This window comes from Thermococcus fumicolans, assembly GCF_055386755.1.
This window is the reverse complement of sequence record NZ_AP042424.1, coordinates 1,133,897-1,158,398: the sequence shown is the minus strand read 5'-3', so window position 1 is coordinate 1,158,398 and position 24,502 is coordinate 1,133,897. Positions and strand designations below refer to the sequence as shown.

Below are 24,502 nucleotides of genomic sequence, written 5' to 3'. Positions count from 1 at the left end.
ATACTCCCATAGGATATTTTCAACATGCTGTTAAATATTAGAATGATCTATTGGCCAGGTGATTTTCGAGTGGCACATTGCGTAGTAAAAATTATTAACCCAAAGACGTACTTCCTATAGAGGTGATAGGGAGGTCTGACGATGGCTGGTAGAAGGTTAATTGCAGCCCTCTGGGTTCTCCTGGTGGTAGTGAGTCCAATGACGGTCCCTGGAGCAGTTAAAGCAGCCTCAACCGGCGATACAGCTACTTACTGGGCAAAAACATACGGAAGCAACGGATGGGACGATGCTCAGGCAGTTACTATTGCCCCCAACGGGGATGTTATAGTGGCCGGATACACTGAAGGTGACGTTTGGGTTCTGAGGCTTGACAGCAAAGGAAATATAAAATGGCAGAAGGCCTACGGGGGAAGCGGTACGGAGTGGGCCAACGCAGTTGCTATTGCTCCAAATGGGGACATTATAGTGGCAGGTCGCACTAAAAGCTCTGGTGCTGGCAATATTGACGTCTGGGTTCTGAGGCTTGACGAGAATGGAAACATAAAGTGGCAGAGAACTTACGATGGAAGCGATTGGGGTGAGGCCTACGCGGTTGCTCTCGCTGAAAACGGGGACATTATCGTAGCTGGAGAAGCTGCAGGCAAAGTTTGGGTTCTGAGGCTCGACGGGAATGGTAACGTAAAGTGGCAGAAAACCTACGGAGGATATGGATGGGAAGAGGCCCGAGCCGTTACCATCGCCAAAAACGGGGACATTATTGTGGCTGGAGAAACTACAAGCCTTAGTGCCAGTGGGGCAGATGTCTGGATCTTGAGGCTCGACGGGAATGGTAACGTTAAGTGGCAGAGAACCTACGGGGGAGGACAAGAAGACAAGGCCTATGCTGTTTCTCTTGATGAAAATGGGGATATCATTGTGGCTGGCTACACCGAGAGCTTTGACGTTGGTAATGGCGATTTCTGGGTTCTTAGGCTCGATGAGGATGGCGATGTAAAGTGGGGAAAAGCCTATGGAAGCAACGGATGGGATGTGGCCTATGCAGTTGGCATTACACCGGACGGGGACATTGTGGTTGGTGGAAGAACCTCAGGCTTTGGTGCTGGCAAAGCAGATGGTTGGGTTCTTCGGTTGGATAGCAATGGAAACATCAAATGGCAGAAAACCTACGGTGGAACACGGGAGGACGAGGTTAATGCCGTTGCTATCACTCCAAACGGCGATATTATCGTGGCGGGGGCAACTAAAAGCTTCGGCGCCGGTGACTACGATGCGTGGGTTATTAAACTGCCCAATGACGGAAATCTACCCGGATGCAATCTCTCAAAAGACTCAAATGCCGAAGTAAAAGAAACCCACCCCCATCCTATCACCATAACCACCCCAAATATCCTGATCCAGGACACCAACGCTGAAGTTAAAACTGAAAACATTACACTCCAAGTGCAGTACTTCAATGCCAGCGCATCTAGGGGACCCTACTGGGCAAAAACCTACGGAGGGAGAGAGGGTGATGGGGCCACCTCAGTTGCCATAGCCGAAAATGGTGACGTTATAATAGCGGGCGTGTATGGGGCTTCCACTGAAGACGGTTCAAAAAGCGACGTTTGGATTCTTAGGCTTGATAAGAACGGCAACGTGAAGTGGCAAAAGACCTATGGGGGAAACGGTACGGAGTGGGCCAACGCAGTTGCTATTGCTCCAAATGGGGACATTATCGTGGTTGGCGTAACCAACAGCTTCGGTGCCGGAGAAGGAGATTTCTGGGTTCTCAGGCTTGACAAGAATGGAAAAATAAAGTGGCAGAAAACTTATGGAATGGGCGGTGAGGACTTCGCTTACGCGGTCGCCCTCGCTCCAGACGGAGACATTGTAGTTACTGGCTACGGCAGTGGGAACGTTTGGGTTCTTCGCCTAGATGGAAACGGTAACGTGAAGTGGCAGAAGACCTACAATGGAAAATACGGTGGCTGGGCCACCGCCGTTGCCATAGCACCAAACGGGGACATCATTGTAGCTGGATTTACTAAAAGCTTTGGCGCTGGTTGGTACGACGTTTGGGTTCTCAGGCTCGATGCAGAGGGTAACTTGAAGTGGCAAAGGACCTATGGTAGCAGTGATTATGACAAGGCATACTCAGTTATCACAGCGTATAACGGGGACATTATTGTGGCTGGTTATTACGGGGCAAGTGAGGTAGGAGGCTCCGACGCTGACGCTTGGATTCTTAGACTCGACGAAAACGGCAATGTTAAATGGGACAGAACTTACGGAGGATTTCAAGAGGATGAAGCCACTGCGGTTGCTCTCGCTCCCAATGGGGACATTATCATGGTTGGGACAACCAAAAGCTTTGGCACTGGAGAAGGAGACTTCTGGGTTCTTCGCTTAGATGAAACTGGAAACGTTAAATGGCAGAGAACCTACGGAGGAAGTGATATTGATATGGCTCACGCAGTTGCTCTTGCCCCCAGTGGAACCATCATCGTGGCAGGATTTACTAAAAGCTTCGGGGCGGGTGATTATGACGTTTGGGTTCTTAGCCTACCCGAAAACGGGTCCCTCCCAGGTTGTGACTTTTGTAGAGACTCAAGCGCCTATGGCATGGGTGGAGGACTAGAAATATCGGAGGACCTCACCGTTCAGATCCAAAATACCAGAGCCGAGATTAAAACAAAGGACATTAATGTTCAGACTCAGTGCGAAGTTAAGTACTCAGCGTCCCTGCTTACCCTCAAATCGGTCCCTGAGGGGGCGAGAGTTTACATCAACGGCACCTTCAAGGGGACCACTCCACTAATACTCAATCTCAGCCCGGGGACTTATGAGGTACAGCTCGCGATGAAAGACTACCAGAATTACACAGCAACAATAACCCTCCTCGCTGGGGAGAGCGAGGAACTAAGAGTCAACCTAACTCCCTCCTTCGGTTACCTGACCGTTACATCCACTCCAAGCGGTGCTGTTGTTTTCGTTGATGGTGAAGAGATCGGAAGCACACCGCTGGAAAAGTACAAGCTCTCGACAGGTCAGCATCACGTTGTCGTAAGGAAGAATGGCTACAAGGAGGAGAACTTCACAATCACAATAGAAGCAGGAGAGGAGGCCAAGAAAAACTTTGAGCTCACCCCGGTTCAAACCACAACTACAACGACCACTGGATCAGCCGCTACTACAGTGGTCACTACCACCACTACCCCCCAACCAACATCTCCCAGCACAACCACAGCAACGAGTAGTACCGAGAGCACCAAAGATAACATTTGCGGACCGGCGGTGATCGCTGGCCTGACTCTAATTCCCCTTCTCCTCAGAAGAAAGACCCGCTGAGTCCCCACATTCTTTTATTTTTCCCTTAGCAGGGATGAGGAGCCGATGCACTGACCTATAACTTTCTTTCCCTGAGGATCCTCCTCACGTACCTCGCTATGACGTCTATCTCGTAGTTCACCCTCTCGCCGGGCCTCAGGAGGCCGAGGTTCGTCTTCTCCAGCGTGTAGGGGATCACCTGAATCCAGAAGCGGTTGCTCTCTACCCTCGCCACCGTAAGAGAGACGCCGTTCAAAGCGATAGAGCCCTTCTCAGCCACTCCCCACCTCTCGGGTGGCATCTCAAAGGCCATCCACGTCGTGTTCCCGCTCGTCCTCTTTGCTATAAATCGGATTGTCCCGTCCACGTGGCCCGTCACTATGTGCCCGTCGAAGTGGCCATTGGCCGGCATAGCCCTTTCGAGGTTGACGACCCTAGCCTCCCTCAGGTTCGTCCTCCTCAGGGTCTCCTCACCGACGTCGAAGGTGGCTATTCTCCCGTCGAAGTCCACGACGGTCAGGCAGGCGCCGTTTACCGCCACACTATCGCCAGGTTTAACCTCAAAGGGAACCTCCACGTAGAGCTTTCCGGCGGAGTAGCGGGCTTTGCCGGTTGCCTCAACTATCCCGCTGAACATCTTCACCACCAGGATAAGCCATAACCAAAAAGCTCTCCCCGAGCCTCTCCATCGAGTCTATCCTCAAGATAGGGGCCTTGCTCGCTTCCTCAACCTTCAGGCACTCGAAGGGCTTTATCCCATTGCCGAAGAGCTTCGGCCCGTAGAAGAGGTAGAACTTGTCGGCGTAGCGTAAAAACTGGCAGGCTATTCTACCTCCCTCTATCAAAACGCTGTCTATGCCGAGTTCGCCGAGCTTTCTCAGGATTTCTTCAGGCTCGGTTATCGGGTAGGCCTCCGCTATGCCCTCGAACTTCTCCGGCCTCTCCGTGAAGAAAATCACCCTCCCGTCCTCGAAGAGTCTGAACTTTCTTCCATTCCTTACCTCATCGGCTATCCTGCCCGAGCGGTCAAGTATTACCTTAACCTTTGGCGGGCAGTTCTCAAGCCTGCAGTTGAGCCTCGGATTGTCGGCTAAGACGGTTCCGGAACCCACCATTATCGCCATGTGTCTTCTCCTTAGCTCTTGAACCCTCTCGCGAGCCTTCTCTCCGGTTATCCACTGGGAAGAGCCGTTTTCAGTCGCTATAAAACCGTCCAAAGTTAGAGCGAGCTTGATTGAGACAAAGGGGATCTTAGTGGTTATATACTTTATGAAGATCTCGTTTAGCTTTCTGGCCTCATCTTCAAGGACTCCCACTTCCACCTCTATCCCTGCTTTTCTCATCTTTTCGATCCCTTGTCCTGCCACGAGGGGGTTTGGGTCCTTCATCGCAACGACGACCCGCTTAAAGCCCTCCCTGATTATCCTGTCGGCACACGGCGGCTGCTTCCCCCAGTGGGAGCAGGGTTCGAGGGTCACGTACATCGTGGCTCCTCTAACATCGTACCCCTTAGCCTTTGCGTCCTCTATGGCGTTGACTTCAGCGTGCTTCTCGCCGAACTTTCTGTGCCAGCCTGCCCCTATTACCTTACCGTTCTTGACTATGACCGCCCCGACCATCGGGTTCGGGTTCACCCAGCCCTCTCCCCTCTTCGCCAGCTCCAGGGCGAGGCGCATGTAGTCTTCGTCTTTCATTCCACCACCGGCGAGAGTTTGTTCCGTTTCTTTTAAGATTTTGTTCCACATCGGGAATTTCCAAGTGCCGCATTTCTATGTGGTGGCCGGTCCGATTGGTGAAGGCGAATCCCTAAAGTCTTCCCCGATATCTCCGCGATTTTCAACGTTAGACGAACCGAAAGGTTTATATATTCGAACCTTCATGGTTTATAGTGAAGACGACACACAAAAAGAAGAGGTGATGAAAGATGGTCGTCATAGGAGAAAAGTTCCCGGAAGTTGAGGTTAAGACCACCCACGGAGTGATAAAGCTCCCGGACTACTTCACCGAGCAGGGCAAGTGGTTCGTGCTCTTCAGCCACCCGGCCGACTTCACCCCGGTCTGTACGACCGAGTTCTACGGCATGCAGAAGCGCGTTGAGGAGTTCAGGAAGCTCGGCGTCGAGCCCATCGGGCTCAGCGTTGACCAGGTCTTCAGCCACCTCAAGTGGATGGAGTGGATAAAGGAGAACCTCGGCGAGGAGATAACCTTCCCGGTTATAGCGGACGACCGCGGCGACCTCGCCGAGAAGCTCGGCATGATACCGAGCGGCGCAACGATAACCGCCAGGGCTGTCTTCATCGTTGACGACAAGGGCGTCATCAGGGCCATCGTCTACTACCCGGCCGAGGTCGGCAGGGACTGGGACGAGATCCTCAGGCTCGTCAAGGCCCTCAAGATAAGCACCGAGAAGGGCGTCGCCCTGCCGCACAAGTGGCCCAACAACGAGCTTATCGGCGACCGCGCCATAGTCCCGCCTGCGGCCAGTGTCGACGACATCAAGGCCAGGGAAGAGGCCAAGGCCAAGGGCGAGATCGAGTGCTACGACTGGTGGTTCTGCCACAAGAAGCTTGAGTGAAGGGTTTTCCCCTTCTTTTCTGTTCTCTTCTGTCGGTTCCAATTCCGAATAACGAAAGGGTTCTCAGAGCACCTTCAGCTCCTCGAACTTTACCAGCACCTCTGCTTTGCTCATTATCAGGTTCTGCCTCACCACCTCTCTCCCGTCCTTCAGGTAGACAAGCGTAGGGACGTTGAGGACGTCAAAGCGATTCACGAGCTCGTTCCACTCTTCTGCGTTTACATGGACGACCTTGATCTCCGGGAACTCTTTTATCAGTTCTTCCATAAAGTTCTCGACGAGCCTGCACGGCGGACAGCCTGGGATGGAGAACCACAGCACCACCCTTCCGCTTTCAAAGTCGGTTTTCCCGTCGTATTCAACTATCATCTCCACCACCTCAAATCTTCACCCTCTTGAGCAGGAGCGAGTTCGTGACAACGCTCACGCTGCTGATGCTCATCGCTCCAGCGGCCCACTCCGGCCGGAACTCTATCCCGAAGAGGACGAAAGCTAAGCCGGCAGCGAAGGGTATGAGCATCGTGTTGTAGAACATCGCCCAGAAGATGTTCTGCTTTATCTTCCCGAGGGTCTTCTGGCTGAGCTTTATGGCCCTCACCACATCCCTCGGGTCGTTCTTCATGAGAACGATGTCGCCGCTCTCCATCGCTATGTCGGTGGCGTTCCCAACGGCTATGCCGATGTCGGCCTGTGCAAGGGCGGGTGCATCGTTTATGCCGTCTCCGACAAAGACCACTATCTCGCCCCTCTCCTGGAGCTTTTTGACCTCGCTGGCCTTCTCACCCGGCAAAACCTCCGCGAGGATGTAGTCAACGCCAAGGGCCTTTCCTATCGCCTCGGCCGTTCTTCTGTTGTCGCCGGTTATCATGCCGACCTTCTTGCCCATCCTGTGGAGCTCCTTTATGGCTTCTTTGGCGCCCTCCTTTATTGTGTCCGCTATGCCAAAGACGCCGGCTATTTTTCCATCTATTGCGACTATTACGGCCGTCTTTGCCTCGTTCTCAAGCTCCCTCAGGGTTGCCTCGACTTCATCGAGGTCTAGGCCCTTCTCAACCATGAGATTCCTGTTTCCGGCGAGGACTTCCCTTCCGCCGACGACTGCCCTAACGCCTTTACCTGTTATTGCCTCGAACTCCTCGGGCTCCTCAAGCTCAAGGCCGAGCTCCTCAGCTTTCCTCACCACCGCCTCGCCGAGCGGATGCTCGGAGCGCCTCTCGGCCGAGGCAACCAGCCTTAGGAACTCTCTCTCGTCAATTCCAATGGCTATGACGTCAGTAACCTCCGGCTGCCCCTTGGTCAGCGTTCCGGTTTTGTCGAAGAGGACAACCGTTGCTTTCCTCGCTATCTCCAGCACCTCGCCGTTCTTGATGAGTATCCCCATCTCAGCCCCCTTGCCCATGCCGACGGTCAGAGCTGTCGGGGTTGCCAGCCCGAAGGCACAGGGGCACGCTATGACGAGAACGCTGAGGAGCGTCGTGAACGCGAAGAGGAGCGGCTCTCCGACCACGAAGTACCAGTATGCGAAGGAGAGCAGCGCTATGGTGAGCACTGCCGGGATGAAGTATGTAACTATAGTGTCGGCCAGCTTCTGTATCGGCGGCTTCGTGTTCTGGGCCTCCTCGACGAGCCTTATTATCTGGGCCAGAACGGTGTCCCTGCCCACGCGCTTCGCCTCGATTTTGAGGACGGAGTTCCTGTTTATCGTCCCCCCTATGACCTCGTCGCCCTTTTTCTTTATGTTGGGCACAGGTTCGCCGGTTATCATGGATTCGTCGACGTAGCTCTCCCCTTCTAGCACGATTCCGTCAACAGGAATCCTCTCGCCGGGCCTGACTATGACGACGTCGCCCACCTTAACCTCGCTTATCGGGACCTCGATTTCCTCCCCGTCCCTCAGGACGGTGGCCTTCTTCGCCTGAAGGCCCATGAGCTTCTTTATCGCCTCGCTCGTCCTTCCCTTGGCCCTCGTTTCGAGGTACCGGCCGAGCAGCAGAAATGCCATGAGCAGGACGCTGGCCTCGTAGAAGTTGAATTCCTCGGGGATTATCCCCACGGTCGCCAGGACGCTGGCAAGGTAGGCCGAGCCTATGCCTATGGAGTACATGACCTCCATGCTGAGGTTTCGGTGTTTGAGGGAAGCGAGGGCCTTCCCAAATATCCCCCTGCCTGCGTAGGCTATTGCTACGGTGGACAGAACGAACTGGAGCGGCATCAGGTAGGGTATCTCGAACCCGAAGCGGTAAACCTGCATCGAGGCGAAGAGCGCTATTCCTATGCCCCACGCGACGGCCAGCTTCCTCTTCATGTCCCTTAGGGCTTTCTCCCTCAGTTCCCTCTCGACGTCGTGGGTTTCTTCTCCTTCCACACCTATGAACTGGTAGCCCACGCTCTCAACGGCCTTTTTGATGTCCTCGATATCAACCACACTCGGGTCGTAGCTCACCCTGGCGGTTTCGGTTCCGAGGTTGACGCTCGCGTCGAGAACACCCGGGAGCTCCTTGAGCGCGGCCTCTATCGTCTTGACGCACATGGCGCACGTCATTCCACCGATTTTGAACACGACGTCCTTCCTCTCGCGCACCACGGTGTAGCCGACGTCTTCTATGGCCTTGATGATCTGATTCAGGCTGACTTCCGATTCGTCGAACTTCACGAGTACCGTTTCGGCCCCGAGGTTGACAGTAGCGTCTTTAACCCCCTCCAAGTCCCTCAGAGCGGCCTCTATGGTTTTAACACACATTGCACAGGTCATGCCGTTGACCTTAAGCGTGATCTCCACTTTCCTCACCTGAACTTACTACTCGGGAGGGCTTATGGGGATTATTTTTTACAATGTGGAAAGCAGAACCGGAGAACTTTTATAGTTTGAAGACCAAACTACCGTGGGGAACGGCCATGAGAATAGACGAGCTCGATCTGAAGCTTATTTACCTCCTTATGGACAACTCAAGGCTCAGCATTTCCGAACTTGCCGAAAGGCTTGGTGTGAGCAGGCCAACTGTGAAATCCAGGCTCGAAAAGCTTGAGAAGGAGGGCGTGATAAGGGGATACACCATAAAGCTCAACCCAGACCTGCTCAGGGCCCACAACGTTGTAGCGCTCATCGTGAAGACCGACGAGCCGGAGAAGATGAACGAGTTCGAGGAGATAATCGAGATAAACCGCTTCACGAGCAGGAAGTACCTCATAAAGATTGCCGTTGAAAACATGGAGGAGCTCAGAAAGGTTATAGAGGGAGCGGGCTTCGAGGTCATCGAGATAATGCCCATTCTGGAGAGCGTTGAGCGGACTAGCCCGCCCAAGGTCAAGGTGCCCTTCAAGTGCGACTACTGCGGGAAGGAGATAGTGGGAGAGCCGATAGTCTACAAGTACCGCAACAGGGTCTACTTCTTCTGCTGCCCGACCTGCCTGAGGGAGTTCAAGAAGACGAGGGAGAACATAGAAAAGTTCAAACTAAAGGAAAAAGACAAAGTAGAGAACGCTCACGAGCACGAGCACCACGCCCATGATTAGATCTCCCCTCCCGCTTACCGAAGAGAGCCTATCCACTGCCCTCCCAGTCTCGCGTACCTGCTCCCGTAGTGGAAACCCAGGGTGACGAGGGCAAAGGGCAGCACGGATATTCCAATGAACACCACAAGAAGTGCCATGGTGATCCCTGGGGGATACTGGCCGGAAAGCAGGGAGCTCACCAGTAGGTACGAGGGAAGCACGCAGGACAGTGAGAGGAACGCCATCACTCCCCCAACAACAAAAGCCGCCGGCGGGGAGGTGGCCTTTTCAAGAACCTGATTGCTTCTTTCCCTCAGCGGGCTGGAGAGGGGTATCCTCACATAGCCCAGTGCTGAAAGTATCTTGTAAACTCCCACGGTTATCCCAAAGGCGACCACAAAGTACCTGAGCAGAGGTATCTTGGTGTGCAGGTTCATGAGGGCAGCGGCTATTATCGAATAGCCCAGAAATGCGCCGGCGGTGAACGCCAGGCCAACCCTGAGAACCTTCCTCTCGTCCGTAAGGGCTATCATAGAGAGAAGGAACACTATCATGAGGAATATGGAAGGCCGAAGGGCGTTGAGAATCCCGAGGGCTATTATCGAGAACGTCACCCCCGTGAACTCGGTCACCTGGCCCAGGGAGTCCAGCGGTATATCCGCGGCAGTCATAAGAATTGCGTCTGAAACCGACATGGTAGCCCACCTAATGCTCCATCGATGGCGCCCCAGGGCGCACGATCTTCACGGATGAATACGAGTTCATTGATATATTAACTTTATCCCCCCTCGCGAGGCACGGGACTTCTATGGGGTGGGTGTACCTAACCTTCAGAACCTCACCGTTTGCGTCTATTATCGCGGTGCAGGTGAGCTTTGTGCCTGTTTGATCTGGAATGCAGTTGGTATCAGCCAAAACAAGGGCATTGGTTGAGTTCAAGGGGCGTCCTTCAACGAGGACTCCGTGAAAAGTGTCCCGGGCATCCCCACCTCCCACTGAAAAGTATCCAAGGGCCAGAAGCAACACAAGCAGAACCGCTACAATGCCCGCTACCGCATCCCTCATATCTCTCACCGCAGGGGACTATAAAAACAATGAAACTTGGAGAGGGCTTACTCGCCGCTCTCCTCGATCCCCATGTACCTCTCGCAGGCCTCGTGCCTCTCCCTCATCCATTCCCAGTTTCCGGCCATGTGCTCCTCCATCTCGGCCTCCATCTCCTCGTGGATTTCCGTGAAGTTCCCGCCCGCCATGTAGTCCTCCATTTCTTCGTGCTCGTCCATCATGCCGTAACCCATGGGGCCGTGCATGCCGTATCCACCCATTGGACCGAAGCCCCAGCGCGGACTGGTTTTCTCGGCTATGTCGAATCCTCTACTGTGTGCCATCCCCAGGGGAACGGCTATGAGCGCCCCTATGAGGAGCCCTATGAAGAGCGACTTCCACTCCATTCCGCATCACCTCTTTATTTGCTTCCATGTTGGGATTGGCTGGAGGGAATAATAGGCTTATTATTTCCAGACTGGCAAACCAGCAAAGCGGATTTTTCGCTGGTGAAAGAGTGAGGCACTCCGTACCAGCGATAGTGCAAGTCAGTAAACACCGCCCAACAGCCGGCGACGAAGACCGCTTCAGAACTGTACCTTGGCATCATGCGGTACTGACAGGGATGTTTTTCAACACAACAAAAAAGGAGGAGAAACGCATGAACACAAAATCCTCAGCCCTCGAGGAGCTTTCTCCTTCTCCTCTCGTACTCCTCGTCGTCTATCTCTCCCCTTGCGTACTTCTCGTCCAGGATTTCAAGGGCCCTGCTCTTTGAGGATCCACCGCTTGAGCTCTGCTCAACCAGCCACTTAATGAACCAGACTATTCCCACGATTATCAGTACCCAGAACAGGAGCATGAATACTGCCCCGAACCAGCCAAACCAGCCGAATCCCATCATGTCGTGCCACCCCCACGTTCCTTCTCCGGCGTGTGCCAGAAACTGGCCGCCGTTAATGCTTTCGAACATCATCTCAGTACCTCCAAGGGCCTCTCAGTGGGGAAGAACATAACCCTTATTCCTGCCAGAATGGGAAAAATAAAGGCCCAAAATTTCAAAAATAAAAGTTCAGGCCCTCAAAAACCTCGCGTTTATGGCCACTATCACGGTGCTCATGCTCATCAGCAGCGCTCCCAGTGCTGGGCTGAGGAGTATTCCGTAGCCGTAGAGTACACCCGCCGCCAGAGGGATGGCGAAGGTGTTGTATCCGGTCGCCCATGCCAAATTCTGCACCATCTTCTTGTATGTGGCCTTCGCCAGGTGCACCGCCGTTATGACGTCCCTTGGGTCGTTCTTGACGAGGATTATGTCCGCGCTCTCTATCGCAACATCCGTTCCTGCTCCAATGGCTACCCCCACATCGGCCTGAATCAGCGCCGGTGCGTCGTTTATGCCGTCGCCGACCATGGCCACAGTGTAACCCTGCTCCTGGAGCTCCTTGACCTTCTCCGACTTCTGGTGGGGCAGGACTTCGGCGAAGAAGCCATCGAGGCCGAGCTCCTCAGCAACCCACTTCGCGACCTTGGCGTTGTCTCCGGTGAGCATGTAGGCCTTTATGCCCATCTCGTGGAGCTTTTCAACAGCCTCCCTTGATTCGGGCCTTATCCTGTCCGCCAGAGCGAGCGCACCCACGAGCTTCCCGTCGATTACCAGGAAGACCACAGTCTTGCCCTGCTCCAGAACCCCCTTGACGCGCCCGTCTTCTCTCCAGAGCCCGTTCTCCTTGAGAAAGCCGGGGCTTACGACGAGAACCTCTTTGCCGTTGATGACGCCCTGGACGCCCTTGCCGGGCAGGACCTTTGACTCACTGACGCCGTAGGGCTCAAGGCCGAGTTCCTTGGCCTTCTCAACTATTCCCTGAGCTATCGGGTGACTGGACTGTCCTTCGAGCGCCGCGGCGTATTTCAGGATTTCCTCCTCGCCGAGCTCGTCCAGCTGGATTACCTCCGTTACCTCGAACTTCCCCTCGGTAAGCGTTCCTGTCTTGTCGAAGACGACCACCTGAACGTCCTTGGCCCTCTCAAAGGCCTCCCTGTTCCTGATGAGGATCCCCTTCTTGGCCGAGATCGAGGTCGAGACCGAGACTACCAGAGGCACGGCCAGGCCGAGGGCGTGCGGGCACGTTATGACCATCACCGTTACCATCCTTTCTAGGGCAAAGACGAAGGGCTTGCCGAGGTAGAGCCACGTGCCGAGGGTTATCGTTCCGGCGGTTATGGCGATGAGAGTGAGGTAGAAGGCGGCCCTGTTTGCCAGATCCTGTGTCTTCGAGCGGGTTTCCTGCGCCTGCCTGACGAGCTCGACGACCTGCATCAGGTAGGTGTCCTTTCCCGTCTTCTCTATTCTGACCTTTATTGCGCCCTCAAGGTTTATGGAACCGCCGATGACGCCCTCTCCGGGCTTCTTGTAGACGGGCTTTGACTCTCCTGTGAGCATGGCCTCGTTTACACTCGTTTCGCCCTCGACGATGACGCCGTCGGAGGGTATCTTCTCGCCCGGCTTGACGAGGACTATGTCTCCCTTCTTCAGCTCGCTGACCGGGACGTCCCTGATCCTCTCGGGCGTTACGAGGTGGGCCTCCGTCGGCATGAGCTTTATGAGCTCTTCAAGTGCCCTTGAAGCACCCAAAACAGAGCGCATCTCGATGTAGTGGCCGATGAGCATGATGTCGATAAGCGTCGCCAGCTCCCAGTAGAAGGTCTTGCCCGGAAGGCCAAAGGTCACCGCGGCGCTGTAGAAGAAGGCAACGGTTATCGCCAGGGCAATGAGCGTCATCATGCCGGGAAGCTTCTTTTCGAGCTCCTCCTTCATGCCCTTCAGGAACGGCCAGCCGCCGTAGAAGTAGACAACCGCCGAGAGACCGAAGAGAACGTAGTGGTCGCCGGGAAACGTCAGCTCGAATCCAAAGAAGTTCTGTATCAGCGGAGACAGGATCAGGATTGGAATCGTGAGTATGGCCGAGACTATAAAGCGCCTCTTGAAGTCCTCCATCATCATCTCGTGGTGCTTCGCGTGGGAGTGTTCGTGCCCTCCCCCGGCATGTTCATGTTCTTCAGGCCCCATATGCCCGTGTTCCTCATGAGCAGTATGTTCATGGGAGCCTGCCTCCTCTCCATGCGACATTTTCTTCATCTCACCGTCAACGTTTTCTTCCTCACCCATATCATTCACCACGTTTTGGTTGCTGTTTTAAACCTATTTAAGGCTCATCGTTTGAAAAATGAAAAATCAAACCCTATCAACGACTCCCTTCAGTATCTCCTCGACCTTTCCGGCGACTTCGAGGAGCTCGTCGTTCCCGGTCACACTCATAGCCTTTGTCGGGAGCAGGAGGCTCACGTGGGTCTTCCCTTCCTTAACGTAGACAGTCAGGTTGCACGGCAGGAACGAACCGCTGTTGACGTCAATGCCTATCAGCTTGCTTGAGTAGTTCGGGTTGCAGGCGCCTAGGATAACGTAGGGCTCCATCTCAAGGCCGAGCTTCTCCTTGAAGAGGCTGTCAACCCTGACCTCGCTGAGGACCCCGAAGCCCTCCTTCTTCAGCTCCTCCTTGACCCTCTCAACGGTCTCGTCAAAGCCAGTCTCAACGACCCTGACGTAGGCGTACTCTTTCTGGGGCTCCTCCATTCCATGCATCCCGTGCTTTCCGTCCATGCCTTTCATGCCTTCTCCTTGACCCTTGCAGCCGCCCTTCATCCTTCCTTTGCTCTTCATTCCCTTCATGCCACCTTTCATGCCCATTCCGTGCATGCCTTTCTTTTCCTTCATTTCATTCATCTCGCCGTTCATTTTGAATCACCTTTTCCTTTGTCAGTGTTTACTCTACTGCAAGAGTTAATAGGGTTGCTATTTACAGAATAGGAAATCCAGCAGGCAAAAACTTCCACAATGAAGGGAACGTGTGGGGTTTCTGCGGTGGAGTTACCAAAACAGAAAAGATGAAAGAGTGGCCTCACCTCAGAATCCTCATCGCGTTGAAGACCGCTATCAGGGCGACGCCGACGTCCGCGAAGACAGCCTCCCACATCGTCGCCTCGCCGAGGATTCCGAGGCCTATGAAGGTCAGCTTAACACCGAGGGCGAAGATTATGTTCTGCCAGACTATCCTCTGTGTCCTGCGGGCGATCTTTATGCCCCTCGGTAGCTTTGACGGCTTGTCGTCCATTATGACGACGTCGGCCGTTTCTATTGCCGCATCGCTCCCGAGGGCCCCCATTGCAACACCCACGTCTGCCCTAGCGAGCACCGGAGCGTCGTTTATACCGTCTCCGACGAAGACGACCTTCCCGTTGCCCTTCTCCTTCTCGAGTTCCTCTATCACCTTCACCTTGTCCTCCGGGAGCAGTTCAGCGTAGAAGTCGTCGAGGCCGATCTGCTTCGCTATTTCCGCCGCGACCTCTCTGTTGTCGCCGGTGACCATGACGACCTTCTTGACACCGAGGCGCTTGAGCTCTTTCACCGCGATTGGGGAGTCCTCCTTTATCTCGTCGGAGATTATGATGTAGCCCGCGTACTTGCCGTTGATGACGACGTGGGCGACAGTGCCTTTAACCCTGCAGGTGTCGTGCTCGATGTTGAAGCGGTGGAGCAGCCTGTCATTGCCCACCATGACCTCGACGCCGTCTATTCTCGCCCTGACGCCGTGACCGGCTATCTCCTCGTACTCGACTATCTCACTCTCGTTGATCTCCTTCCCGTAGGCGTCCCTTATGGCCTTCGCTATCGGGTGGTTCGAGTGTGCCTCGGCCAGTGCCGCGAACCTGATGATTTCCTCCTCTGTGAAGCCGTTTCTCGTCTCGATCTTCGTCACCTTGAAGACGCCCTTGGTCAGCGTCCCCGTCTTGTCGAAGGCAACTATACTGGCATCTTTGAGGGCATCGAGGTAGTTGGAGCCCTTGACGAGGATTCCCTCCTTAGCGGCCCTCCCGATTCCGCCGAAGTATCCGAGCGGGATTGAGAGCACTAGAGCACACGGGCACGAGATGACGAGTACCACTAAGGCTCTGTAGACCCAGGGGGTGAACGGGTCCCCTGTCACGAGCGGTGGGACGAGGGCTATAAGCGCCGCGATTCCAACGACTGCCGGCGTGTAGTAGTGGGCGAAGCGCGTTATGAACCTCTCCGTTTTGGCCTTCCTCGCGCTGGCGTTCTCGACGAGCTCGAGGATTCTCGAGATTGTGGACTCTCTCAGCTCCTTGGTTACCCTGACCTTGAGAAGACCTGAAAGGTTGACCATGCCGGAGAGGATTTCCTCGCCTTCCTTCACAGTCCTAGGTACGCTCTCACCGGTCAGTGCGGATGTGTCGACGGTTGAAGTGCCCTCGATGACGACGCCATCGACGGGAACCCTTTCACCGGGCTTGATTATTATGATGTCCCCGACTTTAAGCTCCTCCGGCTTTACCCTAATCACCTCACCGTTCCTGAGCAGGTTGGCGTACTCTGCCTTGAGTGCCAAAAGGGCCTTTATCGAGCGCCTGGATTTATCAACCGCCATGTCCTGGAAGAACTCTCCGACAACGTAGAACAGCATGACCGCTACTCCTTCTGGATACTCCCTGATGAGGAAGGCACCTATTGTGGCGACCGCTATGAGAAAGTTCTCGTCGAAGACGTTGCCATGGAGAGAGTTCACCACTGCACTCCTCAGAACCTTCCAGCCCGCTATGACGTAGCTCGCAAGGAAGATTCCGAAGACGAAGGCGTCGTCTATGCCGTAGTAGTAGCGCATCACGATACCGACCGTAAAGAGGACCAATGAGAGTCCGATGTAATAGACGGTCTTCCAGTAGTCCCCTTCGCCATGCTCGTGGCTGTGGCCGTGTCCATGTTCGTGTCCGTGGCCATGCTCCTCCTCAACAACCTCCACGTCCGGCTCAACTTTCTTGATTATTTCTTTGGCTTTCTCAACGTCCCCCTCTATAACAGCTTCCTTCGTTGCAAAGTTTACAACGGCGAACTCGAAGCCCTCCTTCTTGAGGGCCTCCTCTATCTCATAGGCGCAGCTCGCGCAGTCGAGACCTTCCAGCTTAAGCTTCTGGGGCATCATCTCACCTCCGAAAGGTGAACCATAGCAATCCTCAATATCTCCTTGATGTGCTCGTCATCGAGGCGGTAGAAGACGTTCTTACCGTCCTTGCGGTAGCTGACTATCTTCCTGTCCTTGAGGATGCGGAGCTGGTGGGAGATTGCCGAGACTGAGAGCTTCGTTACCGCGGATAGGTCGCAGGTGCAGAGCTCCCCGGCCTCCATGAGTGCCAGCAGGATTTTAAGCCTCGTCGGGTTGCCGAGGGCGTCGAAAAAGTCGGCTACCTCGAGTATGGTCTCCTCCTCCGGGAGCTTTGACTGGGCCTCGAGCACCTTGTCGAGGTGCTCCTCGTAAACCTTACAGACCTCGGTCATCTTTCATCACCTCTACATTTGAGCATTTGTGCAAATGTTTATAAACCTTACCGTGGAGCGGTTCATGGAAGATGCAAATTAGGACAACCGCACTATATCACTCCGTTTCACAAGACGGCTGCCTATATGGTACCATTAAATGTGTGAAACCCGAAGAAACCAGTTGAAACCCTAAAGTCCCGCCGTTTCCCTAAAATAAGTCACGACTCAAGGTCAGGTTGGTGATGCGACATGTGGGATGCAGTAAGAAAAACCAAGAAGTTGATTGCGGGGCTCTTGCTTGCCCTGCTACTGGCGGGGGGACAGGCCTTCGCCAGCAACGTTACCGGAGCAGGTAACACTACCACCAGCGGCACAGCGATGGCGGTGAACGCGACCTTCAACGTCACCCTCCAGGAGGGGGCTTACTACATGCTGACCCTCCTTGACGGAGTGGCCAACTACACCGCCGACTTAATGGGCAACATGAGTACCATTGACAACGAGACTTCGAGCTTATACGCCGAAGCCGAGAACCTCAGGCAGAGCGCCTGGGCGGCCTATGACATGGCCAACTACAGCGCGGCCATAACCATAGCAATGAACGCCATGGAAACATACGAGCTCGTGATTGAGAGGGCAATGCCCGCAAACACTGCAGGCAGTCCCGGCATGAACCAGGGTATGGGCGGCATGGGCAACGGACAGGAGGCGCTCTACTGGGCGAAGATCGAGCTCCAGAGGGCCAGGGAGTACCTCGCCTACGTCTCCAGGATAATAGACGAGGCCACAAAGCTCGGCATTGACACCTCTGAGATATCGGCGCTCTACAGCCAGACCGTCGAGGCGTACAACCGGGTCGAGGCCGACATCGAAAACGGCGACGTTTCAAGTCTCAGAGACGACATGAGGAGGGCCGAGAGCCTCAGGATGCAGCTTGAGATGGCAGTCGAGAGCGGCCCGGTCAGGGCCATACTCATGGCCAGCGCGGACAACATAGCCCAGACGTTCATGAAGAAGATCGAAGCCGAGCTCAACAAGACCGCGAAGCTCATGGAGATAATCTCAAACCTCACCGCCAACGGCACTGGAACGGGAATGATGAACATGCTCCAGATGCGCCAGATGGAGATCCAGAGGATGCTGGAGATGGTGAAATCGGCCGTCCAGGCCGGGCAGTACGAGAGGGCGCTCTACATGATAAGGGAGATCAACGAGGAGCTCTCCGAGGCCATCACGGAGATAAACATGGCCGCCATGCAGTTCCGCGACACCTACATGGGAGAGTACTGCGGGAACTACTGGAGTGGTAACCCCAACGGAACCCAAGACTACCCCCAGTACTGCAACCAGAGCTGGTGGATGGAATGGGGAAGCTCGATGATGGGCAACGGAATGACGGGCTGGAGCGGTGAACCGGGACACTCCCAGTGGAGCGCTCAGGACGACTGGAACATGGGCTGGGGCATGGGACACGGAATGGGAGATTGGAACGATCCCTGGTGGGGAGAGAACGAACATGGAAGGAACCGGGGAGAGTCCAAGGACAACAGTAGGGATACAAACAGGATGGGAACAGGAAACACCAATACTAGAAACGCTCGTACCGATGCAAATACTAACCACAACATGTGGGGCCACAACACAAACGATGATATGAGCAATGTCAACAATAATTCCAACAGCCATCACAACAGCTGGAACTCAGGACATGAGATGGAATGGAACAACAGTTCCTCGGAGGATTACTGGTGGAGCTGGACGGGCAATAACACTACCGGGAGCAATTGGAGCGGGCACTGGGCCGGCAACCAAAACGGCACTGGAAACTGGACTTCGAACCAGACCAGCAGCACCAACGGGAACACAACCCACGGCAGCATGGGGGACAACCACATGAACGATGACACCCCCGGGGGCATGGACGATATGAACGACATGGACAACGGCACCGGCAACCAGGACAACCACATGGAAGATCCCAACGAGGACTCCGGCAACACCGGGGGATGCGGCAACTGCACCGGCGGTGGAAACGGCAGTAACGGGAACGATGACAACGACAACGGCGGTGGAAACGATGATCACGACAACGGTGGCGGTAACGGTAGCTGGGGCAACTGGTGGGGCGGTTGAACCAGAAGGATGGAGGTGAGTCCCAGTGTTCAGAAAAGTCTTCAGTGCTCTGCTCCTCCTTTCCCTATTTATTCCCCTTTCATCGGCCCAGTATACAGTGGAGTCTACGGAGCTGGTTGTGTACCCGGACGGGTACGTTAAGGTTGCTCAGGTCGTGAGGCCCGATGATTACACAGTCGCGGTCACGCTCCCCCTCCTCAACGAATCGCCCGAGGGGATTATGGTCGTGGACGAAGACGGTTCTCCACTCCCCTACGAGATTGTCAACTCAACGTTAGCGGTTTACTTCGAAAATGCCAGCCTTGTAAAGGTTACCTACTACACTTCCGCCCTCACGTCCAAGGAGGGCTCGGTCTGGAGGATTAAATTGAGCTCCGATACTCCCGTAACGTTCCACCTCCCCGACAACGCGGTGGTTGTGAAACTGAACACCGTGCCCCTGATGGTTGAGAGGAACCACATCGTGATGCCCGCCGGGAACGTGAGCATCTCGTACGTTATAGAGAGGTTCGCCGGCGAAGACCCGGCTTACGCCGGAGACCTCCCCAGCGATGGCGGGGATGTGGGCGGAGAAGTGGGATCGCCCAGCACATCTGTGGCAGATGGGAGTGGAACCGGCTGGCCGCTCTACCTGGTGCCGGCTCTGGGGATTGCCTTCGCTGGAGTGGGATATTCGGTCATGGCAAAGAGGAGGCGCAAGCCCGATGAGGAAGATGGCCCTCTCCCGCTGACGAGGGAGGAATACCGGAGAAAGCTGGAGGAGAGCGACCTCACGAGCGACGAGATAAGGGTGCTCCTCTACATCTACGACAGGGGCGGCAGGACTACGCAGGCAGAGGTGAAGAAGATGCTCAACATACCGAAGACGACGGCGTGGAGAATGTTTAAGCGCCTCGAGGAGAGGGGCCTGATCAGGGTCTACAAGAAGAGGCGGGAGAACTGGGTGGAGCTCGTTTTCTGATCCCCGCCTTTTGATTATCCCCTTTCAGAAGGTTTTAAATAATTGCCCCTCGGATACCGTTATATGTCGGAGGTTGTTATCGAACCCGCCAAAGGAACGCGGGAAGAGGCAGAACACTTCGCGGAGCTCATGCACATCTCAGCCCCCGAGTACTTCCCCGACCTTCTGGGAAAAAAGTTCAAGGAGTTCTTTGTGAGGGCTTTCCTCGAAAAGGGGAACCTTTTCAGCCACGAGCACGTCTTTTTTGCGAAGTTCGAGGGGAAGATAGCAGGGATGCTCCTGAGCTACGACTGGAGGGCCAAGAAGAGGGAGGAAACGGGAACCGGCTGGCTCATGATGAAGGTCCTCGGCTTCGACTTCCTCAAGCAACTGCCTGCCTTCATAAGCGCCACCTCCGGGAGCGGAAAGCTTGAGGAGGGCGACTACTACATCAGCAACATAGCCGTTTATCCCGAATTCAGAGGGAAGAAGATAGGAAAGACTTTGATGCTCAAAGCCGAAGAGCTGGCAAGGGAGAAAAACTCGAAAAGGCTCGCCCTGGACGTCGAGGTGGACAACGAGGTGGCGATAGCGGTTTACAAAAAGCTCGGCTACACCGTCAAGAGGGAGCACGAGATTGAGCTGGGCGGGAAAAAGTACAGGTTCTACAGGATGGTGAAGCCACTGGAGTAACCTCACACCGCACAGCAGGGCATCTTCGAAACGTCCCCCTTGAAGATGAGAAAATCGTAGTTTTCCATGCTAAGCCCCTCCAGAGACAAAAGCAAAAGAGGGTGGGGTTTAGGGCCTCAGTGGTGGCAGCCGCCCCGGCGGTGCCCCATGCCGTGCCCGTGATGGGAGTGCCCCATGCTCCCCATTCCGACGTATCTCTCAGGGTTCGCCTCGAACTCCGCCTTGCACCCAGGGGAGCAGAAGTAGTAGACCTTCCTGCCGTACTCGACCTTGAGCCCGGTGTTCTCGTCAACCTCCATTCCGCAGACGGGGTCAATCGGCATTCAGGCCACTTCCACTTCGTAGCCGTACCTCTCTATGGCCTTGACTACCTCCTCCAGGCGGACCTTTCCGGGGTCGAACTCGACCACAGCCGTTTTGGTCTCGAGGTCGGCTTTCCCCTCGGCCCCAACGCTCTTTATCGCCTTCTCAATCCTCATAACGCAGTGCTTGCAGCTCATGTTCGGTATTTTCAAAACTGCCTTCGTCATTCACATCACCACTCAGAACTCGAAGGGAAAGCTTATGGGGCTTATCGTTCCCAGAATGGAAGGTCTGACGGGACGAATTTTAGAAAAGTGAAAATCAGAGGGAGTCTATTATCGCCTTGACCTGCTCCTCTATGGGCCTCATGAGTTCCGCGACTTCCTCGCCGGCTATCCTCCAGGCAACGTTCGGAAGGGTAACGCCGAGGTAGTTCCCGTCCTCGGTGCGGTAGCCGAAGCCAGTGCACGGAAGAAGTGCCCCTATGTTCGGGTCTATCTTGACCAGCTCCTCGACGAGCTCGCTGTGGCAGATGAAGAGCAGGTGGTAGTCCGCTATTATGCCTTTCTCAGTTTCGGTCATGGCAACAGGAATGCGTTCCCCGATCAGCAGGAAGCCGGCCTCTTCCAGCCTCTTTTTGAACCGCTCCCACAGGAAGTCCAGGTCCTCATCAAAGCGCCTAACGTAGTAGAACTCCATCCAATCACCCCCAGCTCGTCCACGTTGTCTCAGCTATTATGCACCTCCCGAAGCTGTATTCAACACCCTCCTCATCAAGGAGCCTCGCTATCTCGTCGCTCTCCGCGCCGGGCTGGAACCAGAGTTTTTTGAAACCCGCCTCAACGGCCCCCCTGGCAACTTCCAAACCGACCTTCGGCGGAACCACGAAGACCACGACGTCCACGTCTCTGGGGAGCTCCCTTACGCTCCGGTAGCACTTTAAGCCCTCGATCTCGTCGTATCTGGGATTAACCGGAAGAACCTCAAAGCCCTTCGCGAGCAAATTCCTGAGAATAACGTTGCCGTACTTGTCTGGGTTGGGGCTTGCCCCGACGAGGGCTATCCTCCTGAATTCCCTCACATCCACTCTCACCACCACGGATGAATTCACCTTCATGCTTTTTATGCATTGCTGGACAGAAATGGGTAAAAACAGGGCTCAGGTGGTGCTCTTCGCAACCTCCTTGCCCCTGTCGAGTGTTGGAGTCTTCCCGTAGGCCCTCAGCACGAGGTAGAGGGCTGTGAAGAGATAGCCGAACTGGACTATTACCCTGCCCCACTCCATGCTGACTGAGTAGCCGAAGAGCACCGCAAAGACCGAGCCAATGGCCCCATTGTGGTGCCAGATGCTCTCGCTTGGGATTCCAAGGTCGTAGGCGATGCTGGCAAGGAAGCCCAGGGAATAGCCCTCCTCCTCGGCCCACTCGATGAGCTCGTGCGTTCCGTAGCCCGCTAGGCCGGCAGCAACGAAGACCAGCAGTATCGAGCTGAAGTAGAAGAACTTCCTGAGGTTTATCCTCATGCCAAGGCCGTAGATCAGATAAGCAAGGACAACCGCTCCGACGAGCCCTACAACGAGGCCTGTGAGGGTTCCACCGAGGTCCTGAGTGGCGAAGGGCGTCAGGAAGAGGACGGTCTCAAGCCCCTCGCGGAAGACCACGACGAAGGTGAAGCCTATCAGCGCCAGAGGCGCTATGGCCGTGCTCACCTTGCTCTCTATCTCGGCCTTGATGTTCTTCCCCTTGGTCGCCATCCAGTATATCATGCTCGTAAGGACTATCACGGCCAGGTAAGACGCTACCCCCTCGAAGAGCTCGGTCTCCTCAAGACCGCCGTAGAACCTGAGTATTCCCACTCCCAGGAGCACGCTGACTCCAACGGAGAGGGCGAGTCCCACCCAAACGTCACGAACCTGCTTTGCCCTGCCAGTCCTGTTCAGGTAGGCAACTATTATGGCAACTATTATAGCGGCCTCAAGGGCCTCCCTGAATGTTATGAGGAACGCGGCAACGTTCATTGGTTCACCTCCCAGATTTTTTAGGCCAGTCTAAAATTTGTAGAGTAACTTATGAGTTTTATTCTTGCCAAATTGAAACTTCGAACTAGATTTCCAGAATTTCGGGGTACATTACAGCATATGACACAGGTCAAACCTTCGAGGTTCGAATTGAAAAATTGAGCAAATGATATTCAAATGGATTACACACTTTCGTGAAATCCTCAGGTATGGGTGCTTCAGAATCCCAGGGCACATCCAATGAGAGTTCTCAGAATGCAAAATATTGGGGAAATCCAATTGCCACACAGAAGACTCCACAGGTCCTGAAAAAAGTGGGAAAAGTCAGAGCTTCCCCACAAGATCAAGGCTGACCTCAAGGGCCTCTTTGCCGGGCTCCCAGCTCGCAGGGCAGACCTGGCCGGGGTGTTCGCGGACGTACTTTGAGGCGCGTAGCCTTCTGAGTATCTCCTTTGCACTCCTGCCGATGCTCAGGTCGTGCATCTCCATGTGGACGACTTTGCCATCGGGGTCTATTATGAAGGTGGCCCTCCACGAAACGCCCTCGTCCTCGATGTAAGTCCCGAAGAGCCTGCAGACTTTGCCAGCCGGGTCGGCGAGCATCGGGTATCTGATCTTCTTTATCCCAGGGGAGGTGTCGTGCCAGGCCTTGTGAACGTAGGCGGTGTCGGTTGAAACGCTTATTATCTCCGCTCTTTCCTTCCTGAACTCATCGTAGTAATCGGCCAGCTCCTCAAGCTCCGTAGGGCAGACGAAGGTGAAGTCAGCCGGATAGAACGCCAAGACCACCCACTTGCCCCTGTAGTCCGAGAACTTCAGCTTTCCTATCTCGTCCTTCTCAGGGAAGTAGGCATCTGCCTCGAAGTCGGGAACTATTTCTCCAACCTTTACCATTTCGATATCACCGTCAGGTATTAGGGTCACCTAATTTAAAAAGGTTCCTCTAACAAAATGAGAAGTTTCGAAATTCAGTGCTTTCCGATTTGGAGGGCAAATTTAAATAATCCAGGGACGAACCTTCCTCGGTGAGGGTATGAAGGTTAAGATAATTCTCGGAACGGCAAGGGAAGGGAGGAAGAGTGAGGGGGTCGCGAGATACCTCAACAGAAAGGCGGAAGAACTCGGCTGGGAAGCGGAGATAATAGATGTAAAGGACTACCTCCTCTGCTACACCCACCGCTGGAAGGTAACGCCTGAGATTGAGCGTTACAGGGCTAAAATCCTCGAGGCTGATGCCCTTGTGATAGTCGCACCGGAGTACAACGGGAGCTATCCGGGGGAGCTGAAGATACTCCTTGACACGATTTACGACGAGTACGAGGCCCTACCCGTTGGAATCGCCACGGTTTCGGTCGTTACAGGTGGAACGCGGCTCCTGATGGAGCTCAGAACGGCGACGGTGAACTACAAGATGCTCCCCGTTGGACAGGTGCTCTTCTACAACGTGGACGATATCTTCGAGGGTGGGAAACTCAAGGACGAGAGGTACGAAGAGAGGGTTGAACGGCTTTTCAAGACCCTTGAGAAGTACGCAAAGGCCCTTAAGCCGATAAGAAACGAGGTGAGGGAAAAGCTGAGGGAGAGGGAGGAGCATCTTTAAAGAAAAAGGAA

Annotated in this window: 25 protein-coding genes; 7 read left to right on the top strand and 18 right to left on the bottom strand. The window is 54.6% G+C overall.

What is annotated here, in order from left to right:
* Positions 1-141 precede the first annotated feature (141 nt).
* Positions 142-3,327 (top strand): PEGA domain-containing protein, encoded by a 3,186-nt coding sequence (locus ACZ5AM_RS06355; protein ID WP_464914208.1) that lies wholly within the window; start codon positions 142-144, stop codon positions 3,325-3,327.
* 55 nt (positions 3,328-3,382) lie between these two features.
* Here ACZ5AM_RS06355 and ACZ5AM_RS06350 read toward each other — a convergent pair whose 3' ends face one another.
* Positions 3,383-3,943, bottom strand: a complete 561-nt coding sequence (locus tag ACZ5AM_RS06350) for a riboflavin synthase (protein ID WP_464916021.1) — start codon at positions 3,941-3,943, stop codon at positions 3,383-3,385.
* A complete protein-coding gene (gene ribD, locus ACZ5AM_RS06345) occupies positions 3,924-5,000 on the bottom strand; it encodes a bifunctional diaminohydroxyphosphoribosylaminopyrimidine deaminase/5-amino-6-(5-phosphoribosylamino)uracil reductase RibD (RefSeq protein ID WP_464914207.1) in 1,077 nt (358 codons plus the stop codon). Before ribD ends, ACZ5AM_RS06350 begins: the two co-directional genes overlap by 20 nt.
* A 230-nt stretch (positions 5,001-5,230) precedes the next feature.
* On the opposite strand from ribD, the gene ACZ5AM_RS06340 reads away from it, so the two are divergent.
* Positions 5,231-5,881, top strand: coding sequence for a peroxiredoxin (locus ACZ5AM_RS06340; protein ID WP_464914206.1), 651 nt, complete (start codon positions 5,231-5,233; stop codon positions 5,879-5,881).
* Positions 5,882-5,944: 63 nt separating this feature from the next.
* Here ACZ5AM_RS06340 and ACZ5AM_RS06335 read toward each other — a convergent pair whose 3' ends face one another.
* Together ACZ5AM_RS06335 and ACZ5AM_RS06330 are read right to left on the bottom strand one after the other, a co-directional pair.
* Positions 5,945-6,250, bottom strand: a complete 306-nt coding sequence (locus ACZ5AM_RS06335) for a thioredoxin family protein (RefSeq protein ID WP_464914205.1) — start codon at positions 6,248-6,250, stop codon at positions 5,945-5,947.
* Positions 6,251-6,260: 10 nt separating this feature from the next.
* Positions 6,261-8,660: a heavy metal translocating P-type ATPase gene (locus ACZ5AM_RS06330; RefSeq protein ID WP_464914204.1), complete on the bottom strand. Its 2,400-nt coding sequence runs from the start codon at positions 8,658-8,660 to the stop codon at positions 6,261-6,263.
* A 116-nt stretch (positions 8,661-8,776) separates the two neighbouring features.
* On the opposite strand from ACZ5AM_RS06330, the gene ACZ5AM_RS06325 reads away from it, so the two are divergent.
* The gene (locus ACZ5AM_RS06325) at positions 8,777-9,394 is read left to right on the top strand and encodes a TRASH domain-containing protein (RefSeq protein WP_464914203.1); all 618 of its coding nucleotides are present in this window, start codon (positions 8,777-8,779) and stop codon (positions 9,392-9,394) included.
* A gap of 14 nt (positions 9,395-9,408) precedes the next feature.
* Here the strand turns inward: ACZ5AM_RS06325 and ACZ5AM_RS06320 are convergent, their stop codons facing one another.
* The 8 genes from ACZ5AM_RS06320 to ACZ5AM_RS06285 form a co-directional block, all read right to left on the bottom strand.
* Positions 9,409-10,068 carry a cytochrome C biogenesis protein gene (locus ACZ5AM_RS06320; RefSeq protein ID WP_464914202.1) on the bottom strand — a complete coding sequence of 220 codons (660 nt, stop codon included), beginning with the start codon at positions 10,066-10,068 and terminating at the stop codon, positions 9,409-9,411.
* A 10-nt stretch (positions 10,069-10,078) separates the two neighbouring features.
* Positions 10,079-10,438, bottom strand: coding sequence for a hypothetical protein (locus ACZ5AM_RS06315; protein ID WP_464914201.1), 360 nt, complete (start codon positions 10,436-10,438; stop codon positions 10,079-10,081).
* A 47-nt stretch (positions 10,439-10,485) separates the two neighbouring features.
* Entirely contained in the window at positions 10,486-10,824 is a 339-nt protein-coding gene (locus ACZ5AM_RS06310; protein ID WP_464914200.1) for a hypothetical protein, read from the bottom strand.
* A gap of 269 nt (positions 10,825-11,093) precedes the next feature.
* Positions 11,094-11,393 carry an SHOCT domain-containing protein gene (locus ACZ5AM_RS06305; protein WP_464914199.1) on the bottom strand — a complete coding sequence of 100 codons (300 nt, stop codon included), beginning with the start codon at positions 11,391-11,393 and terminating at the stop codon, positions 11,094-11,096.
* 96 nt (positions 11,394-11,489) lie between these two features.
* The gene (locus tag ACZ5AM_RS06300) at positions 11,490-13,583 is read right to left on the bottom strand and encodes a heavy metal translocating P-type ATPase (protein ID WP_464914198.1); all 2,094 of its coding nucleotides are present in this window, start codon (positions 13,581-13,583) and stop codon (positions 11,490-11,492) included.
* Between the two features lie 66 nt (positions 13,584-13,649).
* A complete protein-coding gene (locus ACZ5AM_RS06295) occupies positions 13,650-14,189 on the bottom strand; it encodes a DUF302 domain-containing protein (RefSeq protein ID WP_464914197.1) in 540 nt (179 codons plus the stop codon).
* 184 nt (positions 14,190-14,373) lie between these two features.
* Complete coding sequence (locus ACZ5AM_RS06290; protein WP_464914196.1) at positions 14,374-16,467, bottom strand: heavy metal translocating P-type ATPase; 2,094 nt, start codon at positions 16,465-16,467, stop codon at positions 14,374-14,376.
* Positions 16,467-16,823, bottom strand: coding sequence for an ArsR/SmtB family transcription factor (locus ACZ5AM_RS06285; protein ID WP_464914195.1), 357 nt, complete (start codon positions 16,821-16,823; stop codon positions 16,467-16,469). The genes ACZ5AM_RS06290 and ACZ5AM_RS06285 overlap by 1 nt, the downstream gene beginning before the upstream one ends.
* A 231-nt stretch (positions 16,824-17,054) precedes the next feature.
* Between ACZ5AM_RS06285 and ACZ5AM_RS06280 the strand changes: the two genes are divergently transcribed.
* The 3 genes from ACZ5AM_RS06280 to ACZ5AM_RS06270 all read left to right on the top strand — a co-directional run bounded on the left by ACZ5AM_RS06280 (position 17,055) and on the right by ACZ5AM_RS06270 (position 20,571).
* On the top strand, positions 17,055-18,938 hold the full coding sequence (locus ACZ5AM_RS06280) for a hypothetical protein (RefSeq protein WP_464914194.1): 1,884 nt from the start codon (positions 17,055-17,057) through the stop codon (positions 18,936-18,938).
* Between the two features lie 25 nt (positions 18,939-18,963).
* Positions 18,964-19,899 carry a helix-turn-helix transcriptional regulator gene (locus tag ACZ5AM_RS06275; RefSeq protein ID WP_464914193.1) on the top strand — a complete coding sequence of 312 codons (936 nt, stop codon included), beginning with the start codon at positions 18,964-18,966 and terminating at the stop codon, positions 19,897-19,899.
* Between the two features lie 63 nt (positions 19,900-19,962).
* The gene (locus tag ACZ5AM_RS06270; protein ID WP_464914192.1) at positions 19,963-20,571 is read left to right on the top strand and encodes a GNAT family N-acetyltransferase; all 609 of its coding nucleotides are present in this window, start codon (positions 19,963-19,965) and stop codon (positions 20,569-20,571) included.
* Between the two features lie 116 nt (positions 20,572-20,687).
* Here ACZ5AM_RS06270 and ACZ5AM_RS06265 read toward each other — a convergent pair whose 3' ends face one another.
* The 6 genes from ACZ5AM_RS06265 to ACZ5AM_RS06240 all read right to left on the bottom strand — a co-directional run bounded on the left by ACZ5AM_RS06265 (position 20,688) and on the right by ACZ5AM_RS06240 (position 23,785).
* Positions 20,688-20,894: a YHS domain-containing protein gene (locus tag ACZ5AM_RS06265; RefSeq protein WP_464914191.1), complete on the bottom strand. Its 207-nt coding sequence runs from the start codon at positions 20,892-20,894 to the stop codon at positions 20,688-20,690.
* Entirely contained in the window at positions 20,895-21,101 is a 207-nt protein-coding gene (locus ACZ5AM_RS06260) for a heavy-metal-associated domain-containing protein (protein WP_464914190.1), read from the bottom strand.
* Between the two features lie 94 nt (positions 21,102-21,195).
* A complete protein-coding gene (locus ACZ5AM_RS06255) occupies positions 21,196-21,573 on the bottom strand; it encodes a DUF302 domain-containing protein (RefSeq protein WP_464914189.1) in 378 nt (125 codons plus the stop codon).
* A gap of 4 nt (positions 21,574-21,577) precedes the next feature.
* A complete protein-coding gene (locus tag ACZ5AM_RS06250) occupies positions 21,578-21,961 on the bottom strand; it encodes a CoA-binding protein (protein WP_464914188.1) in 384 nt (127 codons plus the stop codon).
* A 72-nt stretch (positions 21,962-22,033) separates the two neighbouring features.
* Positions 22,034-22,891, bottom strand: a complete 858-nt coding sequence (locus tag ACZ5AM_RS06245; RefSeq protein WP_464914187.1) for an FTR1 family iron permease — start codon at positions 22,889-22,891, stop codon at positions 22,034-22,036.
* 324 nt (positions 22,892-23,215) lie between these two features.
* On the bottom strand, positions 23,216-23,785 hold the full coding sequence (locus tag ACZ5AM_RS06240; protein WP_464916020.1) for a peroxiredoxin: 570 nt from the start codon (positions 23,783-23,785) through the stop codon (positions 23,216-23,218).
* Between the two features lie 139 nt (positions 23,786-23,924).
* On the opposite strand from ACZ5AM_RS06240, the gene ACZ5AM_RS06235 reads away from it, so the two are divergent.
* A complete protein-coding gene (locus ACZ5AM_RS06235) occupies positions 23,925-24,491 on the top strand; it encodes an NADPH-dependent FMN reductase (protein ID WP_464914186.1) in 567 nt (188 codons plus the stop codon).
* The last annotated feature ends 11 nt before the right edge of the window (positions 24,492-24,502 follow it).

Bases quoted from the DNA above. Each gene is read 5' to 3' on its own strand.
- ACZ5AM_RS06355 (WP_464914208.1), top strand. From the start codon at position 142: ATGGCTGGTAGAAGGTTAATTGCAGCCCTCTGGGTTCTCCTGGTGGTA.
- ACZ5AM_RS06350 (WP_464916021.1), bottom strand. From the start codon at position 3,943: ATGTTCAGCGGGATAGTTGAGGCAACCGGCAAAGCCCGCTACTCCGCC.
- ribD (WP_464914207.1), bottom strand. From the start codon at position 5,000: ATGAAAGACGAAGACTACATGCGCCTCGCCCTGGAGCTGGCGAAGAGG.
- ACZ5AM_RS06340 (WP_464914206.1), top strand. From the start codon at position 5,231: ATGGTCGTCATAGGAGAAAAGTTCCCGGAAGTTGAGGTTAAGACCACC.
- ACZ5AM_RS06335 (WP_464914205.1), bottom strand. From the start codon at position 6,250: ATGATAGTTGAATACGACGGGAAAACCGACTTTGAAAGCGGAAGGGTG.
- ACZ5AM_RS06325 (WP_464914203.1), top strand. From the start codon at position 8,777: ATGAGAATAGACGAGCTCGATCTGAAGCTTATTTACCTCCTTATGGAC.
- ACZ5AM_RS06320 (WP_464914202.1), bottom strand. From the start codon at position 10,068: ATGTCGGTTTCAGACGCAATTCTTATGACTGCCGCGGATATACCGCTG.
- ACZ5AM_RS06315 (WP_464914201.1), bottom strand. From the start codon at position 10,438: ATGAGGGATGCGGTAGCGGGCATTGTAGCGGTTCTGCTTGTGTTGCTT.
- ACZ5AM_RS06310 (WP_464914200.1), bottom strand. From the start codon at position 10,824: ATGGAGTGGAAGTCGCTCTTCATAGGGCTCCTCATAGGGGCGCTCATA.
- ACZ5AM_RS06305 (WP_464914199.1), bottom strand. From the start codon at position 11,393: ATGATGTTCGAAAGCATTAACGGCGGCCAGTTTCTGGCACACGCCGGA.
- ACZ5AM_RS06300 (WP_464914198.1), bottom strand. From the start codon at position 13,583: ATGGGTGAGGAAGAAAACGTTGACGGTGAGATGAAGAAAATGTCGCAT.
- ACZ5AM_RS06295 (WP_464914197.1), bottom strand. From the start codon at position 14,189: ATGAAGGAAAAGAAAGGCATGCACGGAATGGGCATGAAAGGTGGCATG.
- ACZ5AM_RS06290 (WP_464914196.1), bottom strand. From the start codon at position 16,467: ATGCCCCAGAAGCTTAAGCTGGAAGGTCTCGACTGCGCGAGCTGCGCC.
- ACZ5AM_RS06285 (WP_464914195.1), bottom strand. From the start codon at position 16,823: ATGACCGAGGTCTGTAAGGTTTACGAGGAGCACCTCGACAAGGTGCTC.
- ACZ5AM_RS06280 (WP_464914194.1), top strand. From the start codon at position 17,055: ATGTGGGATGCAGTAAGAAAAACCAAGAAGTTGATTGCGGGGCTCTTG.
- ACZ5AM_RS06270 (WP_464914192.1), top strand. From the start codon at position 19,963: ATGTCGGAGGTTGTTATCGAACCCGCCAAAGGAACGCGGGAAGAGGCA.
- ACZ5AM_RS06265 (WP_464914191.1), bottom strand. From the start codon at position 20,894: ATGCCGATTGACCCCGTCTGCGGAATGGAGGTTGACGAGAACACCGGG.
- ACZ5AM_RS06260 (WP_464914190.1), bottom strand. From the start codon at position 21,101: ATGACGAAGGCAGTTTTGAAAATACCGAACATGAGCTGCAAGCACTGC.
- ACZ5AM_RS06255 (WP_464914189.1), bottom strand. From the start codon at position 21,573: ATGGAGTTCTACTACGTTAGGCGCTTTGATGAGGACCTGGACTTCCTG.
- ACZ5AM_RS06245 (WP_464914187.1), bottom strand. From the start codon at position 22,891: ATGAACGTTGCCGCGTTCCTCATAACATTCAGGGAGGCCCTTGAGGCC.
- ACZ5AM_RS06240 (WP_464916020.1), bottom strand. From the start codon at position 23,785: ATGGTAAAGGTTGGAGAAATAGTTCCCGACTTCGAGGCAGATGCCTAC.
- ACZ5AM_RS06235 (WP_464914186.1), top strand. From the start codon at position 23,925: ATGAAGGTTAAGATAATTCTCGGAACGGCAAGGGAAGGGAGGAAGAGT.